Annotated in this window: 11 protein-coding genes and 1 pseudogene; 6 read left to right on the top strand and 6 right to left on the bottom strand. The window is 66.5% G+C overall.

The genetic code is table 11. The features are described 5' to 3' along the window. Positions 1–104, top strand: a pseudogene (locus ACTOWK_RS23180) (IS1595 family transposase); the annotation flags it as partial. Between the two features lie 183 nt (positions 105–287). After that, positions 288–1997, top strand: coding sequence for a LysM peptidoglycan-binding domain-containing protein (locus ACTOWK_RS23175; RefSeq protein WP_441332438.1), 1710 nt, complete (start codon positions 288–290; stop codon positions 1995–1997). 96 nt (positions 1998–2093) lie between these two features. Here ACTOWK_RS23175 and ACTOWK_RS23170 read toward each other — a convergent pair whose 3' ends face one another. From ACTOWK_RS23170 to ACTOWK_RS23145, 6 genes are all read right to left on the bottom strand, one after another. Beyond that, positions 2094–3062, bottom strand: coding sequence for a hypothetical protein (locus ACTOWK_RS23170; RefSeq protein WP_441332437.1), 969 nt, complete (start codon positions 3060–3062; stop codon positions 2094–2096). A gap of 199 nt (positions 3063–3261) precedes the next feature. Then, entirely contained in the window at positions 3262–3711 is a 450-nt protein-coding gene (locus ACTOWK_RS23165; protein WP_441332436.1) for a hypothetical protein, read from the bottom strand. A gap of 195 nt (positions 3712–3906) precedes the next feature. Next, positions 3907–4434, bottom strand: a complete 528-nt coding sequence (locus ACTOWK_RS23160) for a class I SAM-dependent methyltransferase (RefSeq protein ID WP_441332435.1) — start codon at positions 4432–4434, stop codon at positions 3907–3909. Between the two features lie 34 nt (positions 4435–4468). Continuing rightward, on the bottom strand, positions 4469–5995 hold the full coding sequence (pdxR, locus tag ACTOWK_RS23155; RefSeq protein WP_441332434.1) for a MocR-like pyridoxine biosynthesis transcription factor PdxR: 1527 nt from the start codon (positions 5993–5995) through the stop codon (positions 4469–4471). A 10-nt stretch (positions 5996–6005) separates the two neighbouring features. Continuing rightward, complete coding sequence (locus ACTOWK_RS23150; RefSeq protein WP_441332433.1) at positions 6006–6635, bottom strand: hypothetical protein; 630 nt, start codon at positions 6633–6635, stop codon at positions 6006–6008. Between the two features lie 116 nt (positions 6636–6751). Next, a complete protein-coding gene (locus tag ACTOWK_RS23145) occupies positions 6752–7429 on the bottom strand; it encodes a hypothetical protein (protein WP_441332432.1) in 678 nt (225 codons plus the stop codon). A 250-nt stretch (positions 7430–7679) separates the two neighbouring features. Between ACTOWK_RS23145 and ACTOWK_RS23140 the strand changes: the two genes are divergently transcribed. The 4 genes from ACTOWK_RS23140 (at position 7680) to ACTOWK_RS23125 (ending at position 10389) form a co-directional block, all read left to right on the top strand. Continuing rightward, entirely contained in the window at positions 7680–8294 is a 615-nt protein-coding gene (locus tag ACTOWK_RS23140) for a hypothetical protein (protein WP_441332431.1), read from the top strand. A gap of 110 nt (positions 8295–8404) precedes the next feature. Further along, positions 8405–9196 (top strand): helix-turn-helix domain-containing protein, encoded by a 792-nt coding sequence (locus tag ACTOWK_RS23135; RefSeq protein ID WP_441332430.1) that lies wholly within the window; start codon positions 8405–8407, stop codon positions 9194–9196. A gap of 166 nt (positions 9197–9362) precedes the next feature. After that, positions 9363–9722 carry a hypothetical protein gene (locus ACTOWK_RS23130; RefSeq protein WP_441332429.1) on the top strand — a complete coding sequence of 120 codons (360 nt, stop codon included), beginning with the start codon at positions 9363–9365 and terminating at the stop codon, positions 9720–9722. Positions 9723–9897: 175 nt separating this feature from the next. Next, a complete protein-coding gene (locus ACTOWK_RS23125; protein WP_441332428.1) occupies positions 9898–10389 on the top strand; it encodes a hypothetical protein in 492 nt (163 codons plus the stop codon). The last annotated feature ends 331 nt before the right edge of the window (positions 10390–10720 follow it).

The following is a 10720-nucleotide window of genomic DNA, read 5'->3' as shown; positions in this document are numbered from 1 at the left end:
CGCGCAAGAATTTCTTCTTGTTCCTGAAAGAGTGCGAGTTCCGTTTCAACTATGGGACACCCCGTCAGCAGCTCAATACGCTGCGGGACTGGGTGGGGCTATAACTCTTATCTAGGACAGCCCCAAAAACAAAGCAGCCGGCTTAACGGGCCAACCACGCACGCAAACCGCGAATTGTTTCAATCCTGCACAAATCGCCAGCCAAATCCTGGGGTCACCCCTAGTCGTCCCCAAGCCGGCGCAACTGTAAAGTCGCGACCATCCTCACAGTTGCGTCCAAGCCACTCATGACCGGTGTCTACGCCACCCAGGGCCCGTCGCCCACCCTGCCGCATCCGCAGAACCAACCGCAGACCCATACCGTCGTCAACGACCAGAGCGTCGTCGAGATCGCCGCCCTCTACGGCATCACCCCGCAGGCGCTGCGCCAGGCCAATCCGGAACTGTTCCAGGACAAGGAACGACGGATGGAAGCCAGCATGACCGGCAAGGGCGATCCGATCTTCCACGGCGACGAGCTCAAGATCCCCGCGGCGACGATGAGCGTCACCGAAGAAACCATCGTCACCGACTTCGACCCGACCCACCCCACCGCATCCAGCGAGTACGGCGTGGAGGTCAGCAACCGCAGCCAGCGCGGCGGCATTTCCTGGAGCCCGGGCAACGGCAGCGTCAAGCTGACCCAAGGCAGCACCGTGCCCGGCCCCGGCGGCATCGAGATGCGCCAGGATTCGGAAATCGAGGTCAAGCAGCAAAATAAAGACGGCAAGACCGAATTCGAAGTCACCGCGGTGTTCTCGGTGTCGGGCGCGACCGGCACCGGCAACAAGAGCGCCGAGGTCGAGGGCAGCGCCGGTGTCGGCCATCGCCTGCGCTACAAGGTGGTGCTGCCGGGCGAGAACCAGACCCCGCAGGCCGCCGCCAAGGTCAATCCCTTCAACCCGACCACGATCCCGGTCGGCGCCACCGTGACCCTGGATTCGCAGAACTTCACCCAGACCCAGTTCTCCGCGGCGTTCCAGAAATTGTTCGACGATGCTTTCCCGAAAGGCCCGCGCCTGGGCGTAACCACCGACGGCGAAAACAAGGTCGCCACCGGTTCGGCCTACAGCGTCACCCGCACCAGCGAAACCAGCGTGCGCGTCGACATCGGTGCGCTACAGGCGATCGAACAGAAGAGCAGCGTATTGCCCTCGATCAATGTCGGTCCGCTCAGCCTCGATCTCGGCCCGGGCATCCAGGCCAACAAGGGCCATTCGGTGCTGCGCACCGCCGAGTTCGACCTGTCCAAGCCCGACGGCCAGGCCGCCTACGCCCATTTCACCGCCACCGGCGAAGTCGCCGCGCAGAACAACGGCGTCAGCAACGTGGCCACGCTCGAACGCTACAACTTCTCCGACCAGTTGCGCTTGAACGGCGAAGTCGCTTTCGAAAAGGGCGACACCATGGCCCGCGCCTACGCCTCGTTCGGCGGCCCGCAGACCACCTACGGCTACGTCAAGACCAGCTACCCGGATGGCTCCTACAGCTACACCATCACCCCGCCGATGCGCGGCAACGACGACCCGCCCCTGCAGGTCGTCTGCCACTACGACGCCCAGGGCAACGAGATCACCTCCGAGCGCACCTACGAGTACAACCTCAACGTGCCCACCGACGCCGACGCCAAGACCTGGAACTACATGCTGACCGGCGACATCAAGGGCAATGGCCCGGTGCAGGTCGGCAAGGACGCCAAGGTGACGTTCACCGAAGCGCAGATGCAGGCCTTGATGAAGCAGACCAGCACCACTGCGCGCGCCGAGGGCACCATGCCCGGCAACACCGCCGAGATCCTCAGCCAGTACAAGGACCCGTTCCAGTTCGGCCTGACCCTGGGGCGCATCCTCGACTCAGACCCGCACCGGCTGACGATGGACCTGTTCTTCGTTTCCGATGGCGCCGACGGCAGCATCGCCAACAAGGACCGCGCGCGGATCGATATGACCATCGAGTGATGGCTTGCAGCCGGCTCTGCGACCCGTCGATCATGTGCTCCCAGGAAAGGCCCCGCAGACGCGGGGCCTTTCGTCATGCTCGAGAACCTGTTGCGATCACAATGCAGGAAGCGCCTCGCATTGCACCGCAGCGGCCTGCATCGTCATCGGCGCAGACAAAGCCCTGAATTTCGGCGCCTGCACCGCCACGCTGACGCCGGGCGTAGGCGCGCACGCAGCCAGCGGCGGCGCGAGCGGCCAGGATCGCGTCTGAGCAACAGTCGACGAAGCAAACGGCAAGCTGCGCATGAAATCGACGGTCTCGATGATCCAACCGCGGTTGTCGCCGACCTTGTGCGAGCACATCACCGGGCTCCAGACGATGAAGCCCGAAGCCTTCGCGCCCAGTTGGTCCAACTGCCGGCGCCAACGATCCGCGGGCAGGTACGCGGGCTCGGGATTGAGGCCGCAGGTCGCCTCTTCCTGCGGCCGGATATAGGGAATCAGCGGCTTGCCGGGATTGACGTTGCGGGCGGAGACCACGCGATTGTCGAGCCGGCGCTCCCAGGTCTCCTGACTCAATCCAGGGGCCGTGTACAAATGCGGGAAGAAGCCGTCCTGGTATTGCGACAGATCGCGCGCGCAATCGAGGTACTGATCGGTGTTCGGCCCGAGCAGGTCGTAGGCGCCGATCATGTGGCCGGGCGCGGCTTCCCTGGCCCAGAGGAACAACTGGCGCCACAGCCGGTAGCGCCTATGCGCCTGTGCGGCATCGACGTTCTTGATCCAGATGTTCTCGAAGTCGAGCACGATCGGCCCGCGATGCACCGCGGCGGCCTGTACCGCCGCCTGGAACTCGGCCTTCGGCGGCAACGTGTCGCCGGACGTGCAGGCGATCCACTCTGGCCGCTGATACAGGATGTTCGCCTTGACCAGCCCGGCGTCGCCGACCAGATCGACATCCTGGTAGTGAGTATTGTCGTAGGCATGGAACGATGCAGGCGCCTGCTGCGCGTTCGCCGCGAATGCCGTCGCAGCGGCCAGGATCGACAACGCGCTGGCCAGTGAGTGTCGCCGTGTCTTCATCCGGATCGTCCTTTGCGGGCTCGCGCGCGCCTCGTTCGTCCTGTTGCGCGCGAAAGCGATGGGGGATCCGAATTCTAATCACGTGCCCGGTCGAAGGCGGCGCGCGGTTTCACAATGCGCAGCACAGGAGCTTTCGTCGTAGCAAAACGAAAACCCCGCGATCGCTCGCGGGGCTTTATTCCGGCCTGCGGTGCGCCGATCAGTTATCGGGATCGTTCGCGAGATGGCGGATGACGACGCCTTGGTGGTACAGCGCCAGGAAATCGCCTTGATCGGTGATGTACCAGGCCATGCCCGGATACGGTGCGCCGATGACGCCGCCGCGGCTGGTCCACAGCACCGCGTCGTCGGAGATGCGCAGGACATTGAACACGGCGAAGGGCTCGAAGACGGTTTTGTAGCCACCGCTGCCGGAGATCTGGCTGTTCCACAGCGGGCGCGAGTCGGCAACGCGGTAGAAAACCAGGTTGCCGTCGCCCTGCATGGTCAACCGGTACTGCAGGTTGTTGGAATAGATCGATTGCCCGGCCCACAGGGTCGTGCCCTCGGGGATCTGCTTCAGCGCGGACTGGGCCGGCACCGATTGCGACATCGTCAACAACAGGCACAGGGCCAACATGTGCAGGAAACCTGCAGCCAGCTTCTTCATCGATACGCTCCACTCCATGGGGAGGCTCGACTTCAGCGAAGCGGACGCGCACGATCAAGCGCGCGAGCCACGAATCGGGTGCATGCAGATGCCAATCGTGACGGCTTCGGGCTCGCGTCCGTGATCGGCAATCGGCACGAACGACACGGGCCAAACCCCCATCGCGGGCTGCCGGAGACGGGCTCCGGCGCTAAGTTATCGCTCGGCCCGTGTGGCGTGTACGCACACCGCCGAACCGCTCTCCAACACCTGGCGGGCCGTGCGGATCGCGACGAAACCGTGCGCAGCCAATCGCACGGTGCAGGCCGCGGCGATCGAATCGAGCTTCGATTCGCTCGGCGGTTGAAACACCAGGCACAAGGCGCCGCCCGGTTTCAACACGCGCGCCAGCACCTGCAGTTCGGCCGCCGGCTGCAGCCAGAACAGGTTGACGTTGATCGCGAAAGCCTGGTCGAAGCGCCGCGCCGGCGCTTCCAGCCTCGCCAGATCGGTGGTGAGAATCACCGCCTTGCCGGAGGCGATATCGGCGGCGTTGCGCCGGGTCGCGGTCGCGATGGCCGTGGGCGAACGGTCGATGGCGGTGATCCGCCCGCGTTGAAGGCGTGGACAGATCAAGGCCACGGCCGCGCCGTTGCCGCAGCCGATTTCGAGCGATTCGTCGTCGGCGGCCGGATCGAGCCGCTCGACCGTCCAGACGATTCGATCCGGAGTTTCAGCTTGCATCCGCGGCCTCCCTGCGTATCGAACGATCCGGCAATCAGGCGCCGGAACCGTCGCCCTTGGCCCCCATCTCAGCGATGGCCTTGGCCACGATCTCCAGGCCGCAGCGGGTCGCCGCCCGCGAAGCGCCGGCGAAGCCGAACACCAGGCCGCCGCGCTCGCTCGCACCGTACTTCGACAAGGGATGCACCACCACGCCGGCGCGCGCGCATTCGGCGGCGACGGCGCGATCGTCGAGCGCCAGGCCCGGCTTGAACAAGGCGGCGACGTGCATGCCGGCGGTGGCCGGGCCGAAATCTAGCACGTCGGCCAACGCGCGCGCCTGTTCGAGGAAATCCAGACGGCGCTCGTCGTAGATCGTGCGGGTCTTGCGCAGGTGGCGGGCCAGATGGCCTTCGTGGATGAAGGCCGCCAACACGCCCTGCATCAACAGCGCGGTGTGGCCGTCGGCGACGTGCTTGGCATCGACGAAGGCCGCGACCAAGGGCTCGGGCACGATGGCATAGGCGATGCGCAGCGCCGGAAACAGGATCTTGTTGAAGCTGCCGACGTAGATGACGCGTCCGCCGGCGTCCATGCCCTGCAGGGAGGCGATCGGCCGGCCTTCGTAGCGGTAGTCGCCATCGTAATCGTCCTCGATCACGTAGGCGTCGTGTTGCCGGGTCCAATCGAGCAGAGCCCGGCGCCGCTCCATCGACATCTCGTAACCCATCGGATACTGGTGCGCGGGCGTGACGTAGGCCAGGCGCGCATCCGGCGCCAATCTGCGGCCCTCGGCGACGTCGAGACCATGTTCATCGACCGGTACCGGCACCACCTGCAGACCGGCCGCACGCAGGCAATGCTGCACCGGCTGATAGCCCGGCGTTTCCGCCCAGGCGCGGTCGCCCGGATCGGCCAACACTTTTCCGGCCAGTTCCACCGCCTGCTGAGTGCTGGTCACCACGATGACCTGCTCCGGCGAACAGCGCGTCGCCCGCATCGCCGAGGCGTGCGCAGCGATCGCTTCGCGCAGGGCCGGCAAGCCGTTGCTGGCGCCGTAGGCCCAGTACGCAGTACCGGCCTGGGTGGCCTCGCGTTGCAGCAGACGGTTCCACACCGCGCGCGGAAACAGATCGATCGGCGGCAGCGAAGGCGTGAACGGAATCGCCGACGCCGACTGGTAATGACCGGGGTAACTCTGTAGTGCGATCGCCCGACGCGACAAACGGCTCGGCAATTGGCGTTCGCTTTCGGCCGCTGCGTCCGGCGACGTGCGCCTGGGTGCAAGCGGGCGGGTATCGCGTTCGGGCAGGCTCGCGGCGACGAAACTGCCGGCGCCGCGGCGGCGCACGATATAGCCGTCGGCGACCAGTTGCCCCAAGGCCCAATCGACGGTGTTCCTGGCGACGCCGAGGTCCTGGGCGAGCACCCGGCTCGACGGCAGGCGCGCGCTCGGCGCCAGCGCGCCGCTGACGATCGCGCTGCGGATGCGCTCGCAGATGCGTGCGTACGCGGGCTGACCCCGTCCTGTTTCAAGACCGGTGACGTCGACGGAGAATACCGAACCGGCATGCTTGGCCATGCCGCGCATACTAGCCCTTGATGCGCGTGTGCTCCATCGTCCAGTTGGTTTCCCAATGACGGCCGCCGTCCTGCGAGAACGCCTGCTCCCAGTGCGCGGCATCCGGGCCCAGTCGCTTCCAGCGGAAACGGACCTTGACCGGGCGGCCCTCGTCGGTGTCGTCGCCGAAGAATTCGCCGTCGTCGCCGACGAAGCCGCCGACCACCGGCGGGAACAAGGTGCCGCTGCTGCTGTTGATCCAGTACAGGTACCAACGCCGTTGCTCGAGGTTGAACACGCGCACGGTCATGCCGGACCAGCCCTTGGTCGGAAACACGCCGTCGTCGATGTTCACCACCCCGCCGAGCCGGCTTTCGCAGCTCAGCGTGGCCGGAAATTCATCCCATTCGTCGCTGCCGACCCAACGCTGTTTCAGGCGCCGGTTGGCGAAACTCCAGCGACCCACGAAGAAGTCGAAATCGTGGATATCGCCGGTCGGAATCGCGATGCCGGAACCGCTCTTGTCGGTGGCGACGGGGTTCGCCGCAAGCGAAGCAGCGGTTTCGCTTGCGGCCGCGATGGGCGCCAGGCTCATCGCGGTCGCGCCGGCGATGGCATCGATGAGAATCTGCCGGCGCGAGGTCGAAGTCGGTCGGTGCATGCAGGGTACTCGTGGACGGAAAGCCTGCGCAGAAGGTGCGCGCGACGCGTCCGGGCCGGAAGCGCCATTTTGCCGCGGCGGCGTGGGCCATCCGCATGACCGGCGGTTGCGTCGCCTTAGTTCGCCGCGGCGTCGAGCGCTGCGCGCCGGCGCTCCAGGGTGTCGGCCAGGGCCGGGTCGATATCGCCGCGATGCGTCTGCAGGAAGCTCTGCAAGGCCTCGCGGTACTCGCGCACGAACTGCGGATTGCGCGGGCCCAGCGCCCACTGCGCGGCGGCCTGGTCGAGCGCGGCCCGGGCTTCGGCCAGGCGCTGGCGTTTTCCGAACTCGGAACGCCCGGCCATGATCGCGATGTTGCGCTCGAAACCGGGGACATAGCGAACGACGAAGCGCTCGCCCTGCGGCGGCACCAGGAACCGCTCGCCGAGCGGATACAGGCTCGCGGTCAGGGTATCGAAACCGATCTTGAGGTCGCCGCCGTCGGCGGTTTTCAGCACCGCCGTATAGTTCCAGATCGGCTGCTCGTTGAAGCTGGCGTGGGCCGGCTCGCTGCCCACGATGACCGCCGTGCCCTCGCTGCCGAAGGCTTCGAGAAAGCTCGTATTGGCCAGGCGGCCAACGAAGATATTGGCGAACGCCGCCAGCCAACCGAGCAGACACCACCACAGCCAGCGGCTGTTGCCGGTCCGTTTGAACCACCACACCGCCGGGATATTGCACAGGCCCAGGATCAGCGGGAACGACCCGTACGGATGCTGGCTCAGGAAATACAGCACGGCGGACAGTGTGGCCAAGTTTCCGGGTTCCTCCGCCGGACGCGGGCGGCGATAGGCCGCCCGGATCGTCCATGCCGTCGGGCGACCTTAGCGTCGGACGTGTTACAGGCGCGCGCTTGCCGTCCGATCTCGTACGCGACATCGGCATGGCCCGACGACGCGGTGGCCTCGCGACCGGCGCCAGAATGGCTCTTGCCGTGTTGCCGGCGGCGCCGCATGGTGCGTGCACCGCTCGCAAGTCGAGCCGCCCTGAGCGCCGAGCCGAACGATGATCGCCATCTCCGCCCTGCGCATCGGCCTGTTGGCCATCGGCCTGGCCGTCCTGTTCGACGCCCAGGCCGCGCCAGCCACGCCTGCGCCTGCGCCTGCGCCTGCGAGCGAAGCATCCGCCGCCGCGACCGCGGAGGGACAGCACGACTTCGACTGGGAGATCGGCGCCTGGAAAACCCGGGTGACGCGGCTCCAGAGCCCGCTCAGCGGCAATGAGGTGTGGCTCGAACTGGAAGGTACGACCGTGGTGCGAAGGGTCTTCGACGGCCGCGCCAACCTCGCCGAGCTCGACATCGCCGGCCCCTCGGGGCGCATCCAAGGCATCTCCTTGCGTCTGTACGAACCGCAGGCGCGGCAATGGAGCATCCACTACGCGAGCCTGCGTTCGGGCACGCTCACCGCGCCCATCAGCGGAGGTTTCAAGAACGGGCGCGGCGAATTCTTCGGCCGCGATACCCTCGACGGCCGGCCGATCCTGGTCCGCTTCGTCATCGAATGCGCGACACGCGATGTCTGCCGTTTCGAGCAGGCCTTCTCCGCCGACGACGGCAAGCGCTGGGAACTGAACTGGATCGCCACCGATACCCGCATCGCCGACTCCACGTCCGACTGACAAGCGACGCCTCACTGAAGAGCCGTTGCCGATACGCCCCCCTTGCAGTAGCGTTGCCGCTCCGAAGCGGCGGCCGATCGCCGGCTTCCGTGTTCGCCGGCACGAGGCGCATGGCCCACAACCCGCATCGCCACATGCACTGGTTCCAGCAAGCGCCGTGCGCGGCGCTGCGGCCGTTCGTGCGGCGTTTCATGGTGGTGGAATTCGCCGCCGATCACGCCGATACCCACCTGCCCGATACCGGCAGCGTCGCCGCTTTTACCTTTCGCGGCCGCTGCCGCATCGACGGGGGACGCTGGGTGCCGCAAGCGGCGTTCACCGGCTTGCGCGCCACCCTGCGCGCGCACGACCACCAAGCGGGGCACTCGGTGCTGCTGGCCGCGTTCACCCCGGTCGGCGCGGCCGCGTTCCTGCGCCCCTCGCAGGAGGAATTCAGCGGCACCACGACCGATTTGAGCGAGCTGCTGGATCGCACCGACGCACTCGAATGCCTGCGCGAGCAACTCGCCGGCGCACCCGACCATGGCCAGCGCATCGCGCGGCTGGAAAACTTTCTGCTGGCGCGATTGCGCGAAAGCGCTCCCGACCCGCTGATGGCGGCCGCGGTGAGCTGGCTCGAACGCAGCCCCGCCGGCCATCGCATCGATGCACTGACGCGCCATATCGGCTTGAGCCAGAGCGCGCTGGAGCGGCGCTTCCGCCGCGTGGTCGGGGTGACGCCGAAGAAGTTCGCCTCGATGCTGAGGCTGCAACACGCAGTGCGATTGCAGGCGGCCGGCCTGGAGCTGGCCGAGGTCGCATTGGCCGCCGGTTATTACGACCAGGCCCATTTCAATCACGACTTCCGCCGCGCCACCGGCCGCGCACCGGCGGCATTCTTCGCTGCGCGCGACCCGGCCTGAACGCCGATTTTTTACAAGCCCGCGCACCGACCACGCGGCGGGATGCGCGCATGGCCGCCTAGTCCTCCCCCATCGCCCCGCTCGCCAGGTGCCGCTGCTCGCTGCGTTCTGGCCGACGCTCGATCTGGCACGTCGACGGCTGCCCTCTCACTGCCATCGAGCCCTCATGACCACCATGAATCCCTTCGTCATCCTGTTCCGTCGCGATCGCGGCCCGCTCTCGGAAGCCGAGCGACTCAGCCTCAGCCAAGACATCGGCGCCTGGGCGCGCCTGCACAACGAGGCCGGGCACAAACTCGACCCGCACCTCCTCGCGCCCGACAGCCGCCACCTCGGCCCGCATCGCGACGCCGCCCAAGCCGAAGCCCTGCCGATCACCGCACTGCTGTTCCTGGAAGCGCGCGACCTCGACGAAGCCGCGCGCGTGGCCGAGTCCCACCCCGGCATGCGCCACGGCTTCAGCGTCGAGGTGCGCGCCTGGTCGGCGCCGAACCCCGCCGTTACCCCGTCCGGCGCGGCGCCGTAAGCGCCACGGCTCCCGTCCCGAAGCCACCGACTGTTTCAATGCGGACCGCCTTAATGTTGGCCGTCTTAATTTTGCAACACGACTGCCACACACTGCCGCAGGTCCGGTTTCGCAAGCGCGGGACCGGATATTGAAGCGGCCGATCCACGGTTCGCAGCGACCCGAGACGAGAACCATGGCGAGACCTCCGATCCGCGGCCTGATGCTGGCCCTGCTGCTCGCCCCGTTGGCCGCCCTCGCCCAATCGGCCTATATCGATATCGAGCGGCGCCTGAGCCCGGAACAACTGAGCGAAGTCGGCCTGTCGCCCGCACAGTTGCAACTGCTCAACCGCATGCTGCGCGATGCCGCCGAGCAAGACCCCGCCCCGCTCGTCGCCGCGACCACCTCGGCCGCGCCGGAAGCCGGCAAGCGCAGCGCAGTGCAATACATCGGCCTCGACGACCAACCGATCAACAGCCGCCTCAAAGGCGACGTGTCGGGCTGGGAGCCCGGCACCGTGTTCGAACTCGACAACGGCCAGCAATGGAAAGTGCTCAAGGGCAGCATGAAGCTGCGCAAGCCGCTGGTCGCGCCCGAGATCCTGGTCGTCCCCGGCGTCGCCGGCCGCTGGTTTTTACAGGTCGATGAGGACATGCCGAAGGCGCGTGTGTATCGGATCGATTGATCTGGCCTCGCGACATCGGTCTCGCCTGCATTCCCATGCATCCACTGTAGGAGCGGCGTGAGCCGCGACAGCAGGACGGAGAGGCGCTCCATCGCCTTCGCCGCTGATCGAAGCCGCAAACTATCGCAGGGTAGGAGCGGCGCGAGCCGCGACATCGTTGCGACGGTCTCGCGGTGTCTCACTCAGACAAGATCAAACGATAAGAGCTTCCGCCACTAAAGCGGCGGGTTACTTTCTTTTGTCTAAAGCAACAAAAGAAAGCTAAGGCGGTCTCTAAGCTTAAGTGCATCACCCACCGAAGGGTTCTGCACATGGGCCACCACTACACCCA

Source organism: Lysobacter sp. CA196, assembly GCF_052078695.1.
GTDB lineage: Bacteria > Pseudomonadota > Gammaproteobacteria > Xanthomonadales > Xanthomonadaceae > Lysobacter.
This window is presented reverse-complemented; position numbering and strand designations above follow the sequence as displayed.

What these genes read in the sequence shown, in the direction of transcription:
- ACTOWK_RS23175 (WP_441332438.1), top strand. Translation starts at nt 288, where the DNA reads ATGACCGGTGTCTACGCCACCCAGGGCCCGTCGCCCACCCTGCCGCAT.
- ACTOWK_RS23160 (WP_441332435.1), bottom strand. Translation starts at nt 4,434, where the DNA reads ATGCAAGCTGAAACTCCGGATCGAATCGTCTGGACGGTCGAGCGGCTC.
- ACTOWK_RS23170 (WP_441332437.1), bottom strand. Translation starts at nt 3,062, where the DNA reads ATGAAGACACGGCGACACTCACTGGCCAGCGCGTTGTCGATCCTGGCC.
- ACTOWK_RS23125 (WP_441332428.1), top strand. Translation starts at nt 9,898, where the DNA reads ATGGCGAGACCTCCGATCCGCGGCCTGATGCTGGCCCTGCTGCTCGCC.
- ACTOWK_RS23150 (WP_441332433.1), bottom strand. Translation starts at nt 6,635, where the DNA reads ATGCACCGACCGACTTCGACCTCGCGCCGGCAGATTCTCATCGATGCC.
- ACTOWK_RS23135 (WP_441332430.1), top strand. Translation starts at nt 8,405, where the DNA reads ATGGCCCACAACCCGCATCGCCACATGCACTGGTTCCAGCAAGCGCCG.
- ACTOWK_RS23130 (WP_441332429.1), top strand. Translation starts at nt 9,363, where the DNA reads ATGACCACCATGAATCCCTTCGTCATCCTGTTCCGTCGCGATCGCGGC.
- pdxR (WP_441332434.1), bottom strand. Translation starts at nt 5,995, where the DNA reads ATGGCCAAGCATGCCGGTTCGGTATTCTCCGTCGACGTCACCGGTCTT.
- ACTOWK_RS23165 (WP_441332436.1), bottom strand. Translation starts at nt 3,711, where the DNA reads ATGAAGAAGCTGGCTGCAGGTTTCCTGCACATGTTGGCCCTGTGCCTG.
- ACTOWK_RS23140 (WP_441332431.1), top strand. Translation starts at nt 7,680, where the DNA reads ATGATCGCCATCTCCGCCCTGCGCATCGGCCTGTTGGCCATCGGCCTG.